The sequence below is a fragment of the Actinomadura bangladeshensis genome (assembly GCF_004348335.1).
GTDB lineage: Bacteria > Actinomycetota > Actinomycetes > Streptosporangiales > Streptosporangiaceae > Spirillospora > Spirillospora bangladeshensis.
The window spans coordinates 1-22471 of sequence record NZ_SMJW01000011.1 but is presented as its reverse complement, the minus strand read 5'-3'; the positions used below and the strand labels follow the sequence as shown (position 1 = coordinate 22471).

Sequence of the window (22471 nt, the reverse complement as noted above, 5' to 3'; positions counted from 1 at the left end):
CATGGCCTGGCAACTGCGGATCCACATGATCGACGTGGGGCACGGCGACAGCACGCTGATCACCGCGGTGGACACCGCGAGCAAAGCGTCGCGCAGCCTGCTGATCGACGCCGGAGACGTCGACGACACCAACTACAGCCCCGCGGAAAGGCCGGCGCAGCGGACCGAAAGCTCCGATCGCGTGCACCGGTATGTGAGCTCCGCTCTCAAGAACGCGGGCGGCATTCCACTCGACCACATTGTGGTGACCAACTACGACCCCGAACGTTACCGGGGCATGCTGGGGCTGCTCCGAGCCGACAATCTGCATCGGCTCACGATCACGATGGGGGCGGTGGCCGCCGAGGAGGTGGCCCAGGGCGCGAACAAGGCCGAGCAGCTCGCCGGTGCGGCCGCCGGAGCCCGTGCCGTTTCCCTGGGCGCCTACGACCTTCCCGGGGGGCCTCCCGGCGCGGCGGCGGCCGCCACGACGATCGCCGGGTACGCACGGCAGGCGGTGGCGAACTATCCCGGCCCGATGACCGAGCAGGCGTTCGGGGTGTGGGTCGCCGAGAGCCAGTTGGCGCCCGCGGCCGTCAACGCGCCCGTGTCGATCCCCCCGTGGTGGGCCGCGGAGATCGCGGAGGCCGCCGCTTTCAAGGCATGGTTCGAAATGGACGACATCGGATACCCCAACGGTTCCCCACCCCCGGACGTGCTCGGCCGGATCCGCGCCACCGTGCAGGAGCGGACCAACCAGCTCTTACGCCGGTACATGCCTTTCGGCGCCCGCTTCGATACCGGCGGCCTCTACGCCCGGACGCATGTCATCGATATCGGCCCTGAGGGGAACCTGGACGGCAACAGGGCCGCGCTCGTCGAAGACGCGGCCGCGGGCAACATCATCCCCACCAGCCTCGGGACGACGGCGGGGCCGGGCCGGGCGCTCACCCGGCCACCCGCTCTGGGGTCCGAGATCCTCTGGAACTCCGGGCCCCGCGCCATGAAGGCCCCGGCCGGAGCACCCCAGGTCTTCGTGATGGCCGAGGGAAGGCGGCTCTGGCAGCGGAGCGGGGGGAGCATCGGTCTCCCCCCGTGGCAGCAGGGGCAGCCGGCCGACGTGTCCAGGACCGAGCAGGAGAGCATCGCCCTCCTCGTGCGGTTCGGCGACTATCTGCACCTCGACTCGGGGGATCTCCCGTCGCGTGGCGCCGAACTGATCGCGACGGCGGTCACTCAGCCGGCGCCCGGCCCGGTTGCGGAGGAGCCGTTCCCGCCCGGCCGCATCACCTCGATCAAATGCGGCCACCATGGCGACAATGCGTGCACCAGTGCGGCACTCCTGCAGATCGCGGGGCCGTCCGTGGCGTTGATCTCGTGCGGCGCCCTGAATCCCCTGCGCCGACCTTATCCGTCACAAGAGGCCATCGATCGGCTTCTGGCGGAGAAGTCGGTCGAAAATGTCTATCTGACCAATTACAGGATCACTTCCCCCAAGACTCCGCCGGAATACAAGTTCGTGGTCTCCGGAAGCAATGGGCGGGCCGTCAACGGCAGCCCTGTGCACGGCGATGTCGTCCTGGTCATCGATGAATCGTCGCCAAGCGCCCTGGGGGCTTACTACCGCGATGCGGACAACAAGGTTCGACTCGGCGACTTCACCCTCGTATAGCGGGACGGCGGGACACCAATGGGACCATCAGACCTTGAAACCTATCTCACCGGGTTGAAGGACCCTGCCGTTCTCTCGTCCAGGGACGACCGGCTGCCCGCGGCGTTGCGAGACCTCCTGGCCACGGCTCCCGGCGGGGAGATCACCCTGACGAGCCACCGCGTCGAACCGGCCGGTTCCGTCCTCACCCTGAGCGGAACGTCGACCGACCGGTGGCCGGTCCAGGGGCTCAAGGACGTCGAGATCGCCTTGCACGAGGTGACGATCACCATCACGGACGGCGCGACACCCGCCGTGACGGTCGCGTTGACCGGCCTCCTGCCGCTCAACGCCTCGGTCCGGGCGCCCGTCACGGTCGTACCCGGCGACCGGCCCGGCGAATGGCGGATCGCGCTCACCGGCGACGCCGGCGGGGTGTCGCCGACCGACCTGCTGCTGCTCGGCAGGCCCGGCCGGGTCTCACCGTTCCCCGTCCCGCCGGGGCTGGAGGCACTGACCGCGGGAGCCACCGTCCCGGCCACCGGCTTCGACATCAGGTTCTACCCCGGCACGACCCACGAGGCGCTGGTCGACTTCACCGTTCCGCTGCCGGCCGTCCGCTGGAAGATCATCCCCTCCGTCCTGGAGGCGGACGGCATCGAGATAAGCGGCACGCTCTCCACGCACTCGGTGGCGATGACCGTCGTCGGTCACTTCCGGATCGACGACGTCGCGATGGACATCGGTGTCGGACTGCAGCCCGGAACGCACTGGTACGCGTTCGCGCGGCCGACCGGATGGGACGACCCGGTCGAAGGCACGAAGGTCCACTTCCCGGGAATCGCCGCTCTCGCGGGCTGGATCGCGCGCTCGGACGGCTCGGAGCCCGCGCCCACGTCCTCCGCCTTCGGCTCCGCGGGGTTGAACGCCTCGGCCTTCGACCTGGCGATCGAGGCGGTCGAGGTCGGCTTCGACTGGGGGGCGCCCGCCTTCGACTACCTGCGGATCACGAGTCTGCTGACGCTCGGGGGCCTCGACCTCGACGTCGTGCTCGTGCTCCCGCAGAGCGAGCTGAGCGGATCGCTGCACGGGGACGAGCCGGTTCCGCTGGCCGGCGTGCTGTCGGGATTCGGGCTGGACGCCTCGGGCGTCCCCCCGTTGAAGATCACAGAGGTACGGTTCGCCGCCCAGCCCCGGACCGGCTTCTACATGCTGGAGCTCGGTGTCGACGACCTCTGGTCGGCGGGGCCCGTCCAGATCTCCGCGGTCGACATGGTCGTCGCCTACTCGGCCGGGGACGGCGTCACCGGCACGGTGCACGGCGCGATCGACATCGGCTCTTCCATCCACCTCTTCGTCCTCGCGCGATACGCGGGGAGCCGGGACGGATGGGAGTTCAAGGGCGGCACCGCACCCGGGTCCGAACTGGACATCCGTGATCTGACCACCAAGCTGACGCGGGATTTCGGCCTCGGCGTGCCGGAGGCGATCAGCAGCCTCAGCCTCCGCGACCTGTCGGTCTCCTACCGGACCGGTTCCGGGGCGTTCGTGTTCACCGCCGAAGGGGACATGACGATCACCGAGGTCGCGGTGCGGCTCGGGGTGGCGATCGCGCCGAAAGGCCCCGGCGAGATCTTCACCGGGTGGCTGGACGTCGCCGTGCCGGCCGAGGGCAAGAAGGCGATCGACCTGCGGTTCGACGCGCGTTTCAGCAAGGACACCACCGCCGGGCGGTTCGCGGCGACCTACTCGCGTCAGGGCGACGCCGCGATGCCGGACGTCAAGAGCCTGGTCCGGGCGTTCTCCCCGACCGCGGCCGAGCCGATCCCCGGCGGGATCACCATCGACGTCCGGGATGTCGTCTTCGCCGTCGACCAAGGGGCCGCGGGGAAGGGTTACCTGTTCGGGGTCGACATCGCCGCCACGATCGACTTCGCGAAGCTGCCCCTCGTCGGGGACCACTTCGCCGGCCCCGCACCGGCGGGCGTGGACCCGCTGCGGATCATCGCGTCCTCGGCGCAGATCGGCGCGGACGAGGTCAAGGCGCTCAACCTGCTGCTCCCCGACAAGGTCGGCAAGCTGCCCGAGCGCGACATCGCGAAGGGCTTCGCCGTCGACGCCGTCCTCAAGCTGGGGACGGCCGCCCTGCCGGTCGCGGTGACGGTGGGCGGCGCGCAGAAGGGACCGCCGCCGGCGAAGGCCCTGGCCGCCGGGCAACCCCCGGCGACCGCACCGCAGAGCCAGACCGGCGACGACGTGACCTGGCTGAAAGTGCAGCGCTCCTTCGGGCCGATCAAGATCGAGCGGCTGGGGCTGGCCTACCGGGACGGCAGGCTCGCCTTCCTGCTGGACGCCTCGATCAGCCTCGCCGGCCTCACGCTCGCGCTGCAGGGGCTCGCCGTCGAACTGGCACTGTCGGCCAAGCCCGACCCCAGATTCGACCTGAAGGGGCTGGGCCTGTCCTACTCCTCCGGACCGGTCCAGATCAGCGGAGCCTTCCTCAAGGGGGAGATCGCCTACGAGGGGAAGAAGTACCCGGCGTACGGGGGCACCGCGCAGATCAAGACGTCCACGCTCGGGCTCGGCGCCATCGGCTCCTACGTCCAGCTTCCCGAGGGTCCGTCGCTGTTCGTCTACGCCATCCTCGACTACCCGATCGGCGGGCCCCCGGTCTTCTTCGTCCGGGGCCTGGCCGCCGGATTCGGGTACAACCGCCGGCTCGTCCCGCCGCCGGTCGACAAAATCGCGGAGTTCCCCCTCGTCGCCGAGGCCGTCGGCCGGCGGGAGGGGGACCTCGACCTGGCCGCGGAGCTGGCCCGGCTGGCGGACTACCTGCCGCCGTCGATCGGCGACTACTTCCTCGCGGTGGGCGTGCACTTCACCTCGTTCCAGATGATCGACTCGTTCGTCCTGCTGGCCGTCCAGTTCGGGCACCGGTTCGAGGTGGACGTCCTGGGCCTGTCGACGCTGGTGCTGCCCGCGCCGGACGCGCAGGCGGGCGGGGTCACCCCGATCGCCGAAGTGCAGCTGGCGCTGCGGGCGAGCTTCGTCCCCGAGGACGGCTACCTCATCGTCGAGGCCCAGCTGACCAAGAACTCGTTCCTGCTCAGCCGCGACTGCCACCTCACCGGCGGGTTCGCGTTCGCCACCTGGTTCGGCGCCGCGCACCACGGGGACTTCGTCGTCTCGGTGGGCGGCTACCACCCCCACGTCGCCGTGCCGAAGCACTACCCGGCCGTGCCCCGGCTCGGCTTCTCCTGGCAGGTGTCCAAGCAGCTGTCGCTCAGTGGCGGGGCCTATTTCGCGCTGACGCCCTCCGCGCTGATGGCGGGCGGCAGCCTCAAGGCCACCTGGAAGGACGACTCGCTGCACGCGTGGTTCGACGCCGCGATGGACTTCCTCATCGCCTGGCAGCCCTACCACTACACGGCCGCCGCGCACGTGAACGTGGGCGCCTCGTACTCCTTCACCTCCGACGGCAACAACCCGATCAGCGTGCACGCCTCGGCCGACGTCCGCCTGTGGGGGCCCGACTTCGGCGGCACCGCGGCCATCGACCTCGGAATCGTCTCCATCACCGTCACCTTCCCCGAGAACGCCCGGGAGGCCGCGGAGCCCGAGCCGGTCGAGTGGTCCCGGTTCAGCGCGGCCATGCTGCCCGAACCCGGCAAGATCGTGACGATCGCGCTCCAGGGCGACACCCGGCAGGGCGGGGCCGCGCCGAACGACCCGGACGACCCGGACCTCGGCATCGCCGACGCCGCCGGGCTCGTGCTGCGCACCGACTCCGTCGTGCCGAGCACGGCGGGCACGCGTGGCGCGACGCCGGCGCCGCTGCCCACCGACGGGACGACCACCGCGTTCGGCGTGGGCCCCGTCGGGATCGGGAAGGGCGAGGCGGCCGTCACGCAGCACATCGAGATCACCCAGGGCGGCGAGCAGGTCGACGACCGGTTCGGCTACGCGCCCGTGGGCAAGAACCTGCCCGTCGCCCTCTGGGGCGACAGGCTCGTCCCCTCGGCGACCGGCCCGCAGCTCATCGACGGCATGCTCGCCGGCTACACGATCCGTCCCCTTCCGCCCACGTCTCCCGCCAGACGGCCCTGGCTGCCCCGGGCGGCCCTCCAGGCGTCGACCCCCTACAGCGAGTCCAGGGTGATCCGGCTGGACGCCCCGCCGCCGGTCGCCGTCAGCGGCGACGACGCCGCCCGCCGCCGGGCCGCGATCACCGCGGTCCTCGCCGACCCCGGCACGGCGGCGGCGAGGTCGGCCGCCGTCGCGGCCGTCCTTCCCGGCGCGGAGATCGACCTGGCCGGGTTCGACCTCGCCCACTTCCACGAGACGCCGCAGGTGGCCCATGACTGATACGACGATCACCTTCACCGACCACCTGGTGCCGGCGCTGGAGTCCGGCGACTACACGATCACCGTCCGGCAGGAGGTCGCGCGCGGGGGCACGGCACTGGAGACCTTCGCCAAGACGGCCAGGTTCACGGTGGCCGGTGAGCGGTTCCTGCTGGCCCCGCCGGTGATCCGGGAGATGTTCCCGCCGGCCGGCAGTGTCGGCGACCACTCCAACGTGCTGCCGCACATCACGCTCACCCGTCCCACCCTGCCCTGGGAGCGCGAACCCCTCAAGGACGCCGCCGCGCGGTCGCCGTGGCTGGCACTGCTGCTGTTCGCCGACGATGAGCCGGTGAGAACGCAGGTGCTCCCCCTGGGCGAGATCGCCAAGGGGCCCGCGTACTTCCCCGAGGTCGTCCTCGACCGGCACGAGTCCTCCGGCGACAGCGTCACCGTCATCGACGTTCCCGCCGAACTGCTGCGCACACTGCTGCCCTCGTACGCGGACCTGCGCCACCTGACGCACGTGCGCGGCGGCGACGGCTCCGAGACGGCCGTGGTCACCGCCGGGCGGCTGCCCGCGCCGGGCGGTTCCAGCTCGGTCCACCTGGTCTCCCTGGAGCACCGGTTCCGCGACACCCCCGGCGGCCCGGCCTTCGACTACGGAGCGCACGACGAGATCCGCCTCGTCAGCCTGGCCGACTGGCGTTTCGCCTGCGTGGACGAGGGGCAGACGCTGCCCGCGATGACCCGTGCGCTCGCGCACGACGCGGGCACCTTCCGGCTGCCCGACTGCGGCGAGCCGCTCGCCGACGCGTTCCTCGGCCAGGGCTTCGTGCCCGCGCGCCACCATCTGCGGGACGGCGGCAGGAGCGCCGCGTGGTACCGGGGGCCGCTGGTGCCGGGCCCCGTCGACGGGGGGCCGGTGAGCCCGGCCCGCAGCGCCGACGGCCTGCTGCGCTTCCACCCGCGGGCGGGCATGTTCGACGTCGGGTACGCGGCGGCCTGGCAGCTCGGGCGCCTGCTCATGCTGCGCAGCGGTGACTCGGCCACGGCGCTCTACGAGTGGAAGCGCCGCCGCGCGCAAAAGCACAAGCGGGCCGCGCGTGAGCGGGCCGACTACCCGCTGGCGGTGACGGAGATCGACGATTCGCTGCCGGAGAACGTGCTGGCCTGGCTCACCGCGTTGAACCGCCTGGAGGGCGTCCCCTTCGGCTACCTGGTCCCCGACGAGCGGCTGCTCCCCGTGGAGGCCATCCGCTTCTTCGGGCTGGATCAGCAGTGGATGTGGCACCTGATCGACGGCGCCTACAGCGTCGGACGGCTGAGCCGCGGCGACGCCGCCCTCGACGCGGCCTCGCCGCTTCCCCTCTCCCATCCGCCGGTCACCGGCGCACTGATCCGCTCCGAGGTGGTCTCCGGATATCCCGGGCTGCTCATCGACGGCTACGGGCAGGACGCCGAGGACCCGCTGGGCGTCGTCCGCTGCGACCGGCTCGCCCCGGACGTGCTGCTGTGCCTCTTCGACGGCGTCCTGTCCCGGCTGGACCTCCACCAGCGGCCCGAGTCGCAGCACTTCGCGGTCGAGGCGCGGGACACGGGCGGCTACGACAAGAGCCTCCGGGCCACCGGAGACGGGACCGTCCCGGCGCGGCCACGGGTGCCGGTCTCGCCGGGCCCGCGGCGAACCCTGCCCGTCTCCGACCTGGTGTCGGCCATGGCCGCGGCCTTCGGCACCGATCCGGCCGACTTCACACCGGCCGACTTCGCCCTCCAGATGACCGAAACCGCCGAACGCGTAACCTTCCTGGCCTGACCGGGGCGGACGCCTCCGGGGCGATCGCCGCCGCAGGCCGTCGTGGCGTCGCGGATGCGGGGACGCGTCAGCCGGTGGTCGCGCGCTTGGGGAGCTTCCAGCCGGGGCGGGGGAAGTGGCAGGTGTACCCGTTCGGGTACTTCTGCAGGTAGTCCTGGTGCTCGGGCTCGGCCTCCCAGAAGTCGCCGGCGGGGGTCACCTCGGTGACGACCTTGCCCGGCCACAGGCCGGAGGCGTCGACGTCGGCGATGGTGTCCTCGGCGACCTTCCGCTGCTCGTCCGAGGTGTAGAAGATCGCGGACCGGTAGCTCGTGCCGATGTCGTTGCCCTGCCGGTTCACGGTCGTGGGGTCGTGGATCTGGAAGAAGAACTCCAGCATGGCCCGGAAGTCGGTCTTCTCAGGATCGAAAAGGACCTCGATGGTCTCGGCGTGGGTCCCGTGGTTGCGGTAGGTGGCGTTGGGAACGTCGCCGCCGCTGTAGCCGACCCGCGTGGACACCACTCCGGGCTGGCGGCGGAACAGCTCCTCCATCCCCCAGAAGCATCCGCCCGCGAGCAGCGCTCTCTCGGTTGCCATGTCCTCTCCCCTCTGGTCGTCCGGGACGCCCACCGGCACGCGGCTTCCGTGCTCGTGCCGAGCAGACACCCCTAACCCGTCCAACCCGCGAAGCCCCGCCCGGATTCCCCGTGGGCGCAGGCGGTGAGGGTGTCGATCAGAGTGGCGCGGAGTAGCGGCACCTTGTAGGCGGTCTGCGGCAGTGGGTTGCAGCGGGCGGTCGCCAACTCCGCGGCGGCGGCCAGGGTCTCCTCGGTCGCCGGCTTTCCCACCAGTGCTTCGGCCACTTCGGGGAGCAGGAGCGGCGTGCGGGCCACTCCTCCCACGGCCACGGCGGCGGTGCTGACGGTGCCGCCGTCGAAGGTGAGGCGGGCGGCGGCTTCGACCAGCGGCCATTCCGCGATCTCACGGGCCGTGGTGCGGCGGTAGGCGCCGCGCTCGGACGCCGTCGGAGCGGGCATGAGCACGGCCTGGAGGACCTCGGCGGCGTCCAGGCAGTGGTCGCGGGTCGGGTCGCTGCCGTCCCCGTACAGGCCGGCGACGTCCAGCGTGCCCCGGCCGTGGACCTCGACGGCGGCGCCGTAGGCCAGGAGTGCCACGGCCAGTGAGGACGGGTGCGGGGCGATGCACGGGCCCTGGTCGATGACCGCCGAGTAGAGGTGGTCGCCCTCGCGGGCAGGGCAGGTGTCGCCGCCCGTCTGGTGGCACGTGAAGGCGGGGTTGCGCAGGTACCAGCAGCGGTTGCGCTGGAGGAGGTTCCCGCCGACGGTGGCGACGTTGCGGATCTGCGGTGTCGCGACGGCGGCGGCCGTGGCGGCGAGCGCCGGATAGGCGGCGGTCAGGCGGTCGTCGGCGAGCAGGTCCGCGATGGCGGTGACGGCGCCGATGCGGGCGGAGCCGTCCGCCCGCCAGTCGATGCCGCGCAGGCCGGGGACGCCGAGCAGGTCGACCGGCGGCCGGCCCGGACGGGTCATGACGTCGGTGCCGCCGGCGCGCAACTCGCCGCCGGTGTCGCGGACGGCCGCGGCGGCGTCCTCGATGGTGGTCACGCGCCGATCCCCTTCAGGAGCAGGTCGGGCCGGACGGGCAGGTCGAGCGGGCGCCAGCCGGTGGCGTGCCGGACGGCGTTGCCGACCGAGGCTGCGACGGCCACCGTGCAGACCTCGCCGAGGCCGACGCCGCGGCCGGGGACGTGGTCCCAGCCCTCGGTGTGGAAGTACACGTCGATCTCCGGGGTGTCGGCGATGCCGGGGATGCGGTAGTCCTCCAGGTTCGCGGTGAGGACGGTGCCGGTGGCCGGGTCGTCCCGGCGCTGCTCGAACAGCGCGTAGCCGATGCCCTGGATGACCCCGCCCTCGCACTGGTTGCGGGCCAGCCGGGGCGCGTAGATGTGACCGGCGGACACCCCGCACCAGACGCGGGTCGGTCTGACGCGGCCGAGCAGGGTGTCCACCTCGACCTCGGTCATGACGACGGCCCCGGTGAAGCCGCGTCCGATGGCGAAGTGGTCCAGGGGGAAGGGCGTGACGTAGCCGCGGCGGTCACGGGGGCGCTTGCCGACGACCTCCAGCCCTTCGGCCTCGTCGAGGGAGCGGCCGCCGAGGGCCTTGCGGAGCCGCCGCGCCGCGTCCTCGGCCGCCGGGGCGACGGACGGGGTCGTGCAGCTGCTGGCGGACGTCGGCCCGTAGGCGTGGTCGCTGTTGCCGATCTCGACGCGCACCCGGCCGGGCCGCAGGTCCAGCGCGGACCGGACGACCTCGGCGATCACCGAGCGGCTGCCGGTCCCGATGTCCTGGGCGGCGACGCGGGCGACCACGGCGCCCTGCTCGACCGCCAGCGAGACCTTGGTGCCCGGGTCGACGAAGTACATGTAGTTGGCGGCGGCGACGCCCACGCCGCGGCGGACGCGGCCCTCGCCGGGATCGGTCCGGTCGCGCCACATGGGCAGGCCGGCGGCCCGGTCGTAGAGCGCGTGGCGCTTGGTGTTGCCGTCCCAGCGGCGGCGCAGCGCGAGGGGGTCCTCGCCGCGGCGCAGCGCCATCTCGTCCACACCCTGCTCCAGCGCCCACAGCATCGGCGGCAGGCCGGGGCCCCGGAAGGGGATGCCGGGGGCGCGGTTGGTGATGTGGTCGTAGTCGCGGATCCGGCGGGGCGCGTTGCCGTAGAAGAACCGCGAGTGCCAGGCCGCGTTCGACCCGATGGAGACGCCGGCGTCGCCGTGGGCGTCCATCGTGAAGGCCGCCAACTCGCCGTCGTCGTCCGCGAGGAGGGCCAGGTCGATGCGCACCCCGGGGCGGCTGCCGCCGTCGACGAGCTCCTCCTCCCTGCTGAGGACGACCCGCACAGGAGCGTCGTGCAGCCGGGACAGCTCCACCGCCGCGGCCACATCGGCGGTGACGTTGACCTTGGACCCGAAACCGCCGCCCACATGCTCGGCCACAATGTGGACCTGCTCCGGCCGGAGCTTCCAGCGCTTGGCCGCCTGGCCGGCGACCCGGGTCACGGCCTGCGTGGACAGGTGGAGATGCAGGTCACCGTCTTCCCAGCGGGCCACGCAGCCGTGCGGCTCCATGCAGGTGTGGGCCTGCGCGGACGTGGTGAAGGTGGCCTCCACCAGCGCCCGGCCGCCCTCGTTCCGGGCCTTCTCGATGCGCTTCACGGCCGTGCGGCCGCGCCAGCTCATCCCGGCCGGCCCGCGCACGTTGCCGTTCCACTTGGCCGCCGCGAGCGGGCCTTCGTTGGCGCGCGGAGCCTCCTGCCACGACTCCTTGGTCGGGTAGACGACGGTCTCGTCGTCCTCCGACAGGACGGCGGGCAGCACCGTGTACTCCACCTCGACCCGCGCGGCGATCGCGAGCGCCTCGGCCCGGGTGGGCGCGGCGACCGCCGCGACCGGCTGCCCCGCGTACCGGACGACGCGGTCCGCCGGCAGCAGCTCGGCGAGCGGGCCGCCGGACCGGATCTCCCCCACCTTCGCGTGCGGGTGCGGCGACCGGACGATCACGCCTTCGAGCTGCCCGTCCAGGACGACGTCCGCCGTGTACCGGGCCGCGCCCGTGATCTTCTCGAGCGCCTCCACGCGCACCGGCGCCGCCGGATCGTCCGCCGGGCCGTCGTGCTCGCCGGCGCACGCCGCCGCGACCGCCTCGTAGATGCCGACATAGGATCCGCAGCGGCACAGGTGGCCGGCCAGCGCCTCGGCGATCTGCTCGCGGGACGGCTCGGACGCGCCGTGCTCGGCCCGCCACCGGTCCATGAACGCCGCCGCCTCCACCACGAAGCCCGGCGTGCAGTAGCCGCACTGCAGCGCGTCGTGCGCGGCGAAGGCCCGCTGCACCGGATGGTCGCCGCCGAGCCCCTCCACGGTCGTGACCTCGCGGTCCGCCACCGCCCCGGCGGGCAGCAGGCAGCTCGCGGCCGTGCGCCCGTCGACGAGCACGGTGCAGGTGCCGCACACCCCCGTGCCGCAGGCCACCTTGGTCCCGGTGAGCCCCAGCCGCTCCCGCAGCACCCCCGCCACGGTCTCCGCGGGCTCGGCGCCGACGTCGACGGGCTTGCCGTTGAGGGTGAAGTCCATACGCGCTCCATGCGCCGGGGGGTGATCAGCGCCATCGTGGCACAGCGGACCCCGTAATTCACTACTTACGCACGATCCGAGCCTCTATGATCCTTTAGAACGTTCTATCGGCCTCGGCAGACGGGAAGCATCGGTGTCGCAGGAGCCAGCCGTGCCGCAGGGGATCGACCCGAACACCCCGAACGTGGCCCGCATGTACGACTACGTGCTCGGCGGCAAGGACAACTTCGCCGCCGACCGGGAGCTCGCGGGCCACCTCATCGCCTCCATCCCGGACGGCGTCGAGGCTCTGCGCGCGAACCGCCGCTTCCTCGGCCGCGCCATCGCCCACGTCGCCGCACAGGGCATCGACCAGTTCATCGACCTCGGCGCCGGGCTGCCCAACCAGGGCAACGTCCACGAGATCGCGCAGAGCGTCCACCCGCATGCGCACGTCGTCTATGTGGACATCGACCCGATCGTCATCGTGCACGCCCGCGCCCTGCTGGCCGCCGACGACCGCACCGCCGCGATCCAGGCCGACATGCGCAACCCGGAGACCGTGTTCGCCTCCGACGCCGTGGCGCGGCTGATCGACTTCGACCGCCCGGTCGGCGTCATCTTCAACGCCATGCTGCACTTCGTCACCGACGCCGAGGACCCGGCGGGCATCGTCGCCGCCTTCACCGACCGCATGGCCCCCGGCAGCCACCTGGTCATCTCGCACAGCACCCTGGACGACCGTCCGGCCGACCTCGTCGAGATCATCAGGTCGGCCTACGACAACGCCTCGGCGACCATGAACTTCCGTGACCACGACCAGATCCTGCGCCTGTTCAACGGCCTGCCCCTCATCGAGCCGGGCCTGGTCAAGGTGAACCGCTGGCACGCCGACGCCGAGGAGGCCGCCGCCTCCGGCGGCGCCTGGGTCTACGGCGGCATCGCCGTCAAGTAGCTCCCGGCCTCGTCAGCCGAGGGTGAGGTGGGCGGCCAGCGGCAGGTGGTCGCTCGCGGTGGCCGGGAGAGTGCGCACCCTGGTCACGGTCGCGTGGCGGGCCATCACCTGGTCGATCCGGGCGACGGGGAAGGAGGCGGGGAAGGTGAAGGCCAGGCCCCGCTCCGCTGTGTTCAGCCGTCCGGTCAGCGGGGCGAGCCCGCGGTCGTCGACCGTGCCGTTGAGGTCGCCGAGCAGGATCACTGTGCGCATCTGCTCGGCGGCGACGGCCCTGCCCAGCAGGGCGGCGCTCTCGTCCCGCCGGGACGAGGCGAGGCCCCCCGGCCGGACGCGTACCGAGGGCAGGTGCGCGACATACGCGGCGATGTCGCCGTGCGGCGTCCGGACCACGGCCCGCAGCCCCCGGTTCCAGGTCTCCGTGATCGTCCGGGGCTTGATGTCCAGCGGCCGCGCCCCGGTGAGCGGGTGCTTCGACCAGAGCCCGACGGTGCCGTGGACCGCGTGGTACGGGAAGCCGGCGGCGAGGGTCCTCTCGTAGACCGGCAGCTGCGGCGGCACCAGTTCCTCCAGTGCGATGAGGTCGGGTTCCGCGGCGGCCAGCGCGCGGGCGGTGCCCGCCGGATCGGTGTTCTCGTCGCTGACGTTGTGCTGGACGACGACCAGGGCGCGCGGGCCGGGTTCGGCCGCGGGCAGGAGCAGACCGCCGAAGAGGTGCGCCCACGCCGCCACCGGCAGGAGCAGGGCGACCAGCGCCGTCGCCGAACGGCGCAGCAGCGCGGCGATGAGCAGCGCCATGATCACCAGGCCGAGCCAGGGCAGGAACGCCTCCAGCAGGCTGCCCATCCGGCCGGGCACCAGCCGGTGCAGGGCCAGCAGCCCGGCGGTCACCACCGCGAGTGCGGCGGGCACGCGGCCCCGCGTCCAGGCCGATCGGCGGCGCGCCGACACCGCCGCCTCGACCGTCGCAACTCCCTGCTTCACCATGGCTCCCCCGCGCTCGACCCTCTGTAGGACGGGCCGCCGGGCGGGCCGGTTCGACCGGGACGCGCGAAGGCCCGGCAGAGGTCGCGTCAGGGGCGGCCGGAGGTCGTTGCAGGCCCGTGACCTGGGGTTGTCTTGACTAAAAGTCCATACTTATGCACACTTCCCCATATGTTCGGTCAATCTTCCACAAAGTCGGTCAGTGGCCGTGCTCGCGCCTGAGCGGCACCGGCGGATCCGGGAGGCGCTGCGCGACCGGTCCGTGGTGCGCACCGAGGAGTTCGCGGCGATGCTCGGCGTGTCCGCCGAGACGGTCCGGCGCGACCTGGTGGCGCTGGAGCGGCGCGGGTCGCTGGTGCGGGTGCACGGCGGGGCGACCAGCGTCGTCGGCGGGTCGGGCGAGGAGGCGCCGTTCGCCGAGCGCTCCGGCACCGACCGGGAGGCCAAGGCGGCCATCGGGCGCGCGGCCGCCGAGCTGGTGCGGCCGGGGCAGACCCTGATCATCGATGTGGGGACCACCGCGCTGGAGGCGGCGCGGGCGCTGCCGCAGGACCACTACGGCGTGGTCGCGACGTGCTCGCTGCTGGCGGCCGCGGAACTGGCCGGACGGCCGCGGGTCGAGGTGCTGGTGGCGGGCGGGCGGCTGCGCCCCGGGGACCTGGCCTGCTCGGGCGCGGATACCGCGGGGTTCTTCGCCGACCTGAACGCGGACGTGGCGTTCCTCGGCTCCGGCGGGGTGGACGTCGCGGCGGGCCTGACCGACTACCACCTGGACGAGGTCGCCACCCGCCGCGTGATGATCGCGAACACGGTGCGCTCGTACGTGCTCGCCGACTCGCGCAAGCTCGGCCGCGTCGCGGCGCACCGGGTGTGCGGCCTGGACGACTTCGATGGACTGATCACCGACGAGATGCCGTCCCCGGCACTGCGCGAGGCCCTGGAGGACTCCGGCGGCCTCATCGTGGCGACCGGGTGAGTTCACGGTGGCCGGGCGGCGCTGCCACGTCGCCCGGCCCGATCGCCAACCCCTCATGAACCAAGGAGACGATCAATGACCGATTCTTCCACGCCGTCGCGCGGCACGGCGGCGGGTCCGCCGGCGTCCGGTGACGGGCTCTCGGAATTCGGTTACGCGCAGGAGGTCAAGCGCGAGCTCGGCTGGTACGCCTCGTTCGCGGTGGCGTTCGGGTTCGTGTCGATTGCGACCGGGATCTTCACCGCCTACGGGTCGGTGCTGCAGAGCTCCGGCCCGCTCGGCATCTGGACCTGGCCGATCGTGGTGGTCGGGCAGCTGAGCGTGGCGCTGATCTTCGGCGCGCTCGCCGCCCGCATCCCGGTCAGCGGCTACGCCTACCAGTGGACGTCCCGGCTGGCCAACCCGGTGCTGGGCTGGATCATGGGCTGGATCTCGTTCATGTTCCTCGGCGTCGTGGTCGTCGCCGTCGACTACACGATCGCCGCGACGATCCTGCCGGTGCTGTTCCAGTACGAGGGCACCAGCCAGAACGCGTGGGTCATCACCGCCGTGGTGGTGCTCCTGCAGGCGATCCTGGTCGCCCTGTCGACCCGCGCGACGCAGCGGGTCAACACCGTCGCGGTCACCATCCAGCTGATCGGCATGGTGTCGCTGACCGTGCTGCTGTTCGCGGTCGGCGCGTTCACCGGCGACCTGGACTTCGGCACCCTGTTCAGCAAGGGCGACGTCGCGAGCGACGGCTACTTCTCGCTCGGCGGTGCCACCTCGGTCGGGCCGTGGGCGCTCGGCTTCCTGCTCGGCGCGTTCACCATCGTCGGCTTCGAGTCGGCGGCGAACCTGGCGGAGGAGACCAAGGACCCGGCGCGCGTGGTGCCGAAGGCGATGGCGCAGGCCGTCATCGGCCTCGGTGTGCTCGGCATGCTGTTCCTGATCGCGGTGACGGCGCTGGCGGAGAACCCGTCCGCGCTGGCGCAGTCCGACACCCCGGTCGCGGACGTCATCACCCGGGTGCTCGGCTCCTACGTCGGCAAGGGCCTGCTCGTCCTCGTCGTGATCTCGATCTTCTCCTGCGGGCTCGTGATCTCGCTGAGCGGGGCCCGGCTGGTCTGGGCGATGTCGCGGGACAAGCGGTTCCCCGGCTGGCAGCTGCTGCGCCGCATCCACCCCTCGACCGGCACCCCGATGAACGCGGCCGTGTTCATGTTCGTGGTCGCGCAGATCCTGCTGGCGCTGTTCGCCCGCTCCACGCAGGCGCTGTTCTCGCTGTTCTCGGCGGCGACGCTGCTGCCCGCGATCATCTACGCGGCGACGGTGGCGCTGTACCTGGCCAAGCGGCGGAGCCTGCCGCCGTCCAAGGGCTTCGACCTCGGCCGCTGGGAGATCCCGGTGCTGGTCGTGGCGGTCGGCTGGCTGGTCTACGAGCTGCTGATCTTCCGTGACTCGTCCTTCGCCGAGCCTTGGCGCTACGTCGCGGTGATGTCGGCGATCGGTGCGGTCTACTTGGCGTACCTGCTGATCCGGCACGGCACCAAGGGGCTCACCATGCCCGACATGCACGACATCGACAAGGTCCTGGACGAGGACGCCCCCGGTCAGCCGACGCAGGCCACCGGAGGCCGTCCGTGACCACCGTGCTGGCCATCGACCAGGGCACTTCGGGTACCAAGGCCATGGTCGTGGACGGCTCCGACCGCGTCCTGAGCGTGGTGGAACTGCCGGTGCGACCCCGCTACCTGTCGGGTGGCGGGGTCGAGCAGGACCCCATGGAGCTCCTGGACTCGGTCCTGGAGTCCGGGCGGCGCGCCGTCGCCGAGGCGGGGGCCCGGGTCGACTGCGTGACCCTGGCCAACCAGGGCGAGACCGTCCTGGCCTGGGACCCCGCCACCGGCGAGCCGCTCACGCCCGCGATCGTGTGGCAGGACCGCAGGTCCGCGGAGATCTGCGCCGAGCGCGCGGAGTCCGCGGACCTGGTGGCCCGGCGCACCGGCCTGGTACTCGACCCGTACTTCTCGGCGCCGAAGATGCGCTGGATCCGCGACCGGCTCACCCGCGACGGCGTCGTCACCACGTCCGACACCTGGCTGCTGCACCGGCTCACCGGCGAGTTCGTCACGGACGTGTCGACGGCGTCCCGCTCGCTGATCACCGACCTGGACACGGCCGCCTGGAGCCCCGAGCTGCTGGAGGTGTTCGGGCTCGGGGACGAGCGGCTGCCGCACATCGCGGCCTGCGACGAGATCGTCGGCGAGACGACCGCGTTCGGCGGCCGGGCCGCGGTGGGCGGCCTGGTCGTGGACCAGCAGGCCGCGCTGCTGGCGCAGCGGTGCCTGGAGCCGGGCGAGGCCAAGTGCACGTTCGGCACCGGCGCGTTCCTGCTGGCCAACATGGGCACGGCGCCCGCCCGGTCCGGTTCGGGGCTGGCGGCGTCGGTGGCGTGGCGGGTGCGCGGCGAGACGTCCTACTGCCTGGACGGCCAGGTCCCGACCGCCGCCTCGGCGGTGCGCTGGCTGGCGGACCTCGGCCTGGTGGGCGGCGCGCCCGAGCTCGACCGGGTCGCCGCGCCGGACGCCGACGGCGTGCTGTGCGTGCCGGCGCTGGCCGGGCTGTCGGCGCCGTGGTGGGCGCCGGAGGCGACCGCGTCGTTCACCGGCATGACGCTGTCCAGCACGGCCGGGCACCTGGTCAAGGCGGTGCTCGACGGCATCGCCGCGCAGGTCGCCGAGCTGGCCGACTGCACGGCCCGCGACACCGGCGCCGCCCTGCCGCGGCTGCGCGTCGACGGCGGCCTCACCCGCAGCCGCGTCCTGATGCAGGCGGTCGCCGACCTGCTGCAGACGCCGGTCGAGGTGTTCCCGTCCGAGCACGCCACCGCGCTCGGGGCCGTGGCGTTCGCCCGCAGCGCCGCCGACCCGGCGCTGCCGCTGCCCGAGGCGATCGTCGGGTGGGCGCCGGACACCTCCTACACGCCGCGGATGGACGCCGGCCGGGCCGCCGAGTTCCGCGCGCGGTGGCGGGACGCCGTCGAGAGCACCGCGATCGGAAGGGAGAAGAAGTGAGCACACCGCAGACCGCGCCGCCGGATCAGCGGGTCGCGGACGTCGCGGTGATCGGCGCGGGCGTCGTCGGCTCGGCGATCGCCCGCGCCCTGGCGGGGCACCGGCTCGACGTCGTCCTGCTGGACGCCCGCTGCGACGTCGGCGACGGCACCAGCAAGGCGAACACGGCGATCCTGCACACCGGCTTCGACGCCACCCCCGGCACCCTGGAGGCGCGCCTGGTCGCCGAGGGGTACCGGCTGCTCAAGGACTACGCCGACCGCACCGGCATCCCCTACGAGCCGACCGGCGCGCTGCTGGTCGCCTGGGACGACGAGCAGCTCGCCGCGCTGCCCGGCCTGAAGGCCAAGGCGGAGAAGAACGGCTACGCCGAGAGCGAGATCGTCGGCCCGGACGAGGTGTACCGGCAGGTCCCCTCGCTCGGGCCCGGCGCGCTCGGCGGGCTGACCGTGCCGGGCGAGTCGATCATCTGCACCTGGACGACCACGCTCGCGCTGGCGACCGACGCGGTCCGGCGCGGCGTGCGGCTGCTGCGCTCGCACCGCGTCGAGTCCGTCACGGCGGGGCCGGACGCGACCGTCCTGCACACCGGCGGCGGCGACGTCCGCGCGCGGTGGGTCGTCAACGCGGCCGGGCTCGGCGGCGACGTGCTGGACGCGCAGTTCGGGCACGACCGGTTCCACCTGCATCCGCGGCGCGGCGAACTGCTCGTCTACGACAAGCAGGCGCGTCCGCTGGTGGACCGGATCGTCCTGCCGGTGCCGTCCAAGCTCGGCAAAGGCGTGCTGATCAGCCCGACGATCTACGGCAACGTGATGCTCGGCCCGACCGCCGAGGACATGACCGACCGCGCCGACACCTCGACCACCGAGGACGGCTACGCGTTCCTGCTGGAGCGCGGGGAGCGGATCATGCCGCGGCTGCTGGAAGAGGAGGTCACCGCGACCTACGCGGGGCTGCGCGCGGCCAGCGACGTCTCCGACTACACCATCGACGTGGACGCCGAGCGCCGCTACGCCGTCGCCGGAGGCATCCGCTCCACCGGCCTGACGTCCAGCATGGCCGTCGCCCGGCATCTGCTCGACCTGCTGGGCGAAGCGGGCCTGGAGCTGGACGAGCGCACCGACCTGCCCGACCCGCCGCGCATGCCCAACATCGGCGAGGCGTTCACCCGCCCGTACGCGGACGCGGAGCGCATCGCCGCCGACCCGGAGTACGGCACGATCGTGTGCTTCTGCGAGCGGGTCACCCGCGGCGAGATCCGCGACGCGCTCGCGAGCACGATCCCACCGGGCGACATGGACGGGCTGCGCCGCCGCACCCGCGCGATGAACGGGCGCTGCCAGGGCTTCTACTGCGGCGCGAACGTCGCCGGGATGCTGGCGGACGGCCTGCGGGCCCGCAACGGGGGAAACGGCCTGGGATCCGCCGGGGCGACCGACGAGGAAGGCGAACGATGAGCACGACGCGCACCCGGCTGACGCCCGCGGTGGCCATCGTCGGCGGGGGCCCGGCGGGGCTGCGCGCCGCCCGGGAGCTCGCGGGGGCGGTTCCCGGCCGGCCGCTCGTCCTGGAACGGGAGCGGCACGCCGGGGGCATCCCGCGGCACTGCGCCCACACCGGTTTCGGGGTCCGCGACCTGCACCGCGTCCTGACCGGGCCGGACTACGCGCGCCGCATGGCCGAGAGCGCGGCGCGGGCGGGCGCCGAGATCCGCACCGGCGCGATGGTGACCGGCTGGACCCCGGACGGGGCGCTGGAGGTCACCGCGCCGGACGGCCTGTACGAGGTCCGCGCCGGGGCGGTGGTGCTGGCGACGGGCGCCCGGGAGCGGCCGCGCACGGCGCGGCTGGTGCCCGGTGACCGCCCGGACGGCGTCTACACCACCGGCCACCTGCAGAACCTCGTCCACCTGCGGCACCGCAGGCCGGGCCGCCGCGCGGTCATCGTCGGCAGCGAGCTGGTGAGCTGGTCGGCGGTGCTGACGCTGCGCGAGGCGGGCTGCCGCACCGTCCTCATGACCTCGGAGCGTCCGCACGGCGAGGCGTACGCGGCGCTCCCCGTCGCCGGGCGGCTCGGGCTGCGCGTGCCGCTGCGCACCCGCACCCGCGTCACCCGGGTCATCGGCAAGCACCGCGTGGAGGCCGTGCAGATCGAGGACACCGGCACCGGACGGCGCCACGTCGTGCCCTGCGACACGGTCGTGTTCACCGGGGACTGGATTCCCGACAACGAACTCGTCCGCTCCGGTGGCCTCGACCTCGACCCCGGCACGCTCGGCCCGGCCGTCGACGGCGCGCTGCGCACGAGCCGCCCGGCGGTGTTCGCGGCGGGCAACATGCTGCACCCCGTGGACACCGCGGACATCGCGGCCATCGACGGCGCGCACGTCGCCCGGAGCGTCCTCGACCATCTGGCCGGGAAGAAGAGCTCCGGCGGTGCGGTGCGGATCGTGGCGGACGAGCCGCTGCGCTGGATCTCCCCGTCGGCGTACCGGCCCGGCGAGCGCGGCCCCGCCCGCGGGCGGCTGCTGGCCTGGGTGGAGGAGTTCGTGCCCTTCCCCCGCGTCACCGTCACCCAGAACGGCCGCACCGTCGCCGAACGCCGCCTGCCGTGGCCTGCGGCACCGGGCCGCGTGTTCCGCATCCCCAGCAATATGCTGGACGCGGTCGGCCCGGACGACGGCGACGTGCACATCTCGCTCCGCCGGTAACCGTCCGGAGCGGCGGCCGTTCCGCCGGTTCGTCGTGGATGCGGGCGGGGCGGTCAGCCGGGGGCCTGCCGCGCGTGCGGCCGGACGTGGTGCCGGCCGATGGGCAGCATCAGGGGCCGTCCGGAGACCGGGTCCTCGATGATGCGGCTGTCGAGGTCGAAGACCGCCCGGACGACCTCCTCGGTGAGGACGTCGGCGGGCGCGCCGCAGGCGTGCAGCCGGCCGCCGGCGAGGGCGATGAGGTGGTCGGCGTAGCGGGCGGCGAGGTTGAGGTCGTGCAGCACCATCACGATGGTGGTGCCGCGGGTGCGGTTCAGGTCGGTGAGCAGGTCGAGGACGTCGACCTGGTGGCTGGCGTCGAGGAAGGTGGTCGGCTCGTCCAGCAGGAGCAGGTCGGTCTCCTGGGCCAGCGCCATGGCGATCCAGACCCGCTGGCGCTGCCCGCCGGACAGCTCGTCGACGCTGCGGTCGGCGAGGTCGGCGGTCCGGGTCGCCTCCAGGGCGGCGGCGACGGCGGCGTCGTCCCCGGCGTTCCACCGGGAGAAGATGCCCTGGTGGGGGTGGCGACCGCGGCAGACGAGGTCGAGCACGGTGATGCCCTCGGGCGCGACCGGCGACTGCGGCAGCAGCCCGAGCGTGCGGGCCATCTCCTTGGCGGGCGTGCGGTGCACCTCCCGGCCGTCCAGGACGACGCGTCCGGCGCGGGGCGCGAGCAGCCGGGACAGGGAGCGCAGCAGCGTCGACTTCCCGCAGGCGTTGGCGCCGACGATGGCCGTGACCACGCCGGCCGGGACGGCCAGGTCGAGGGACTCGATGACGGCGCGGTCGCCGTACCCGAGCGTGAGCCGCTCGGCGGCGAGGGTGTGGGACGTGGTCACAGCGAGCCTCCGGACCGGTGGGTGCGGACGATCAGGTAGACGAGGTAGGGCGCGCCGAGGACGCCGGTGACGACGCCGACCGGGTAGCGGGTGCCGAGCGCGAACTGGCCGGTGAAGTCGGCGACGAGGACGAGCAGCGCGCCGACGAGCCCGGCCGGGACGAGCAGGGACCCGCCGGTGCCGAGCAGCCGCGCCGCGATCGGGCCGGACAGGAACGCCACGAACGCGATCGGCCCGGCCGCCGCGGTGGCGAACGCGATCAGCCCGGCGGCGGCGACGATCACGGCGACGCGGGTGCGCTCGACCCGGACGCCGAGCGCGGACGCCGTGTCGTCCCCGAGCTGCATCGCCGACAGGTCGCGCGCGAGGGACAGCAGCGCGGGCCCGAGGGCGGCGAGCGCGACGAGGGCGGGCAGCACCTGCGCCCAGGTCGCGCCGTTGAGGCTGCCGGCCAGCCAGCGGGTGGCCTCCTGGAGGTCCCATTCGGCGGCCCGGGACAGCACGTAGGAGGTGATGCCGTCGCCGATCGCGGCGACCCCGATGCCGATCAGGATGAGCCGGGTGCCGGCGACGCCGTCCCGGAACGCCAGCACGTACATCAGCACGGCGACGCCGATCGCGGCGGCGATCGCGAAGACCGACACCTGCGTCCCGCCGAGGGAGAACACGACGATCGCGATGGACGCGGCGGCGCCCGCCCCCGCGCTGATGCCGATGATGTCGGGGCTGGCGAGCGGGTTGCGCAGCATGGTCTGGAACGTCACGCCGGCCAGCCCGAAGGAGAATCCGGCGACGACGGCGAGGACGGCCCGCGGCAGCCGCAGCCGTCCGACCGTGAAGGACGCGCCCGGCACCTGCTCGCCGAGCACGACGCGGACCACGTCGCCGGGCGGGTAGAAGGTGTGCCCGGCCATGAGCGTCACGGCGAACGCGGCGGCGGCGAGCAGCGCCAGCGTCAGCATGACGAGGCGGCGCCGGGCGGCGCGCCGGCGCCGCCCGCGGGCGACGAG

15 protein-coding genes are annotated in these 22471 nt (G+C 73.2%); 9 read left to right on the top strand and 6 right to left on the bottom strand.

Features of this window, described 5'->3' with window-relative positions:
- Position 1 precedes the first annotated feature (1 nt).
- The 3 genes from E1284_RS04090 to E1284_RS04080 are packed head-to-tail and all read left to right on the top strand — an operon-like array spanning position 2 to position 7790.
- Complete coding sequence (locus tag E1284_RS04090; protein WP_131937185.1) at positions 2-1651, top strand: ComEC/Rec2 family competence protein; 1650 nt, start codon at positions 2-4, stop codon at positions 1649-1651.
- Positions 1652-1705: 54 nt separating this feature from the next.
- Positions 1706-5995, top strand: a complete 4290-nt coding sequence (locus E1284_RS04085; protein WP_131937182.1) for a DUF6603 domain-containing protein — start codon at positions 1706-1708, stop codon at positions 5993-5995.
- Positions 5988-7790 carry a hypothetical protein gene (locus E1284_RS04080; protein WP_131937180.1) on the top strand — a complete coding sequence of 601 codons (1803 nt, stop codon included), beginning with the start codon at positions 5988-5990 and terminating at the stop codon, positions 7788-7790. Before E1284_RS04085 ends, E1284_RS04080 begins: the two co-directional genes overlap by 8 nt.
- Positions 7791-7857: 67 nt before the next feature.
- On the opposite strand, the gene msrA is transcribed toward E1284_RS04080, so the two are convergent.
- The 3 genes from msrA to E1284_RS04065 form a co-directional block, all read right to left on the bottom strand.
- Positions 7858-8367, bottom strand: a complete 510-nt coding sequence (msrA, locus tag E1284_RS04075; protein ID WP_131937178.1) for a peptide-methionine (S)-S-oxide reductase MsrA — start codon at positions 8365-8367, stop codon at positions 7858-7860.
- Between the two features lie 71 nt (positions 8368-8438).
- Entirely contained in the window at positions 8439-9395 is a 957-nt protein-coding gene (locus tag E1284_RS04070; protein ID WP_243714239.1) for an FAD binding domain-containing protein, read from the bottom strand.
- Complete coding sequence (locus tag E1284_RS04065; protein WP_131937176.1) at positions 9392-11923, bottom strand: molybdopterin-dependent oxidoreductase; 2532 nt, start codon at positions 11921-11923, stop codon at positions 9392-9394. The genes E1284_RS04070 and E1284_RS04065 overlap by 4 nt, the downstream gene beginning before the upstream one ends.
- Positions 11924-12074: 151 nt before the next feature.
- On the opposite strand from E1284_RS04065, the gene E1284_RS04060 reads away from it, so the two are divergent.
- Positions 12075-12857 (top strand): SAM-dependent methyltransferase, encoded by a 783-nt coding sequence (locus E1284_RS04060; RefSeq protein ID WP_131937174.1) that lies wholly within the window; start codon positions 12075-12077, stop codon positions 12855-12857.
- 12 nt (positions 12858-12869) lie between these two features.
- Here the strand turns inward: E1284_RS04060 and E1284_RS04055 are convergent, their stop codons facing one another.
- Complete coding sequence (locus E1284_RS04055; protein WP_131937172.1) at positions 12870-13841, bottom strand: endonuclease/exonuclease/phosphatase family protein; 972 nt, start codon at positions 13839-13841, stop codon at positions 12870-12872.
- Between the two features lie 199 nt (positions 13842-14040).
- On the opposite strand from E1284_RS04055, the gene E1284_RS04050 reads away from it, so the two are divergent.
- The 5 genes from E1284_RS04050 (at position 14041) to E1284_RS04030 (ending at position 20583) form a co-directional block, all read left to right on the top strand.
- Positions 14041-14814 carry a DeoR/GlpR family DNA-binding transcription regulator gene (locus tag E1284_RS04050; protein ID WP_243714238.1) on the top strand — a complete coding sequence of 258 codons (774 nt, stop codon included), beginning with the start codon at positions 14041-14043 and terminating at the stop codon, positions 14812-14814.
- Between the two features lie 75 nt (positions 14815-14889).
- Positions 14890-16440, top strand: coding sequence for an amino acid permease (locus tag E1284_RS04045; protein ID WP_131937170.1), 1551 nt, complete (start codon positions 14890-14892; stop codon positions 16438-16440).
- Positions 16437-17870, top strand: a complete 1434-nt coding sequence (locus E1284_RS04040) for an FGGY family carbohydrate kinase (protein WP_131937168.1) — start codon at positions 16437-16439, stop codon at positions 17868-17870. The genes E1284_RS04045 and E1284_RS04040 overlap by 4 nt, the downstream gene beginning before the upstream one ends.
- The gene (locus E1284_RS04035) at positions 17867-19330 is read left to right on the top strand and encodes an NAD(P)/FAD-dependent oxidoreductase (protein ID WP_131937166.1); all 1464 of its coding nucleotides are present in this window, start codon (positions 17867-17869) and stop codon (positions 19328-19330) included. Before E1284_RS04040 ends, E1284_RS04035 begins: the two co-directional genes overlap by 4 nt.
- Positions 19327-20583: an NAD(P)/FAD-dependent oxidoreductase gene (locus E1284_RS04030; protein WP_131937164.1), complete on the top strand. Its 1257-nt coding sequence runs from the start codon at positions 19327-19329 to the stop codon at positions 20581-20583. Before E1284_RS04035 ends, E1284_RS04030 begins: the two co-directional genes overlap by 4 nt.
- Before the next feature lie 53 nt (positions 20584-20636).
- Here the strand turns inward: E1284_RS04030 and E1284_RS04025 are convergent, their stop codons facing one another.
- Both E1284_RS04025 and E1284_RS04020 read right to left on the bottom strand, forming a co-directional pair.
- On the bottom strand, positions 20637-21461 hold the full coding sequence (locus E1284_RS04025; RefSeq protein WP_131937162.1) for an ABC transporter ATP-binding protein: 825 nt from the start codon (positions 21459-21461) through the stop codon (positions 20637-20639).
- The coding region (locus E1284_RS04020) for a FecCD family ABC transporter permease (RefSeq protein WP_207923550.1) at positions 21458-22471 on the bottom strand (1014 nt) is incomplete at its 5' end. The genes E1284_RS04020 and E1284_RS04025, both read right to left, overlap by 4 nt.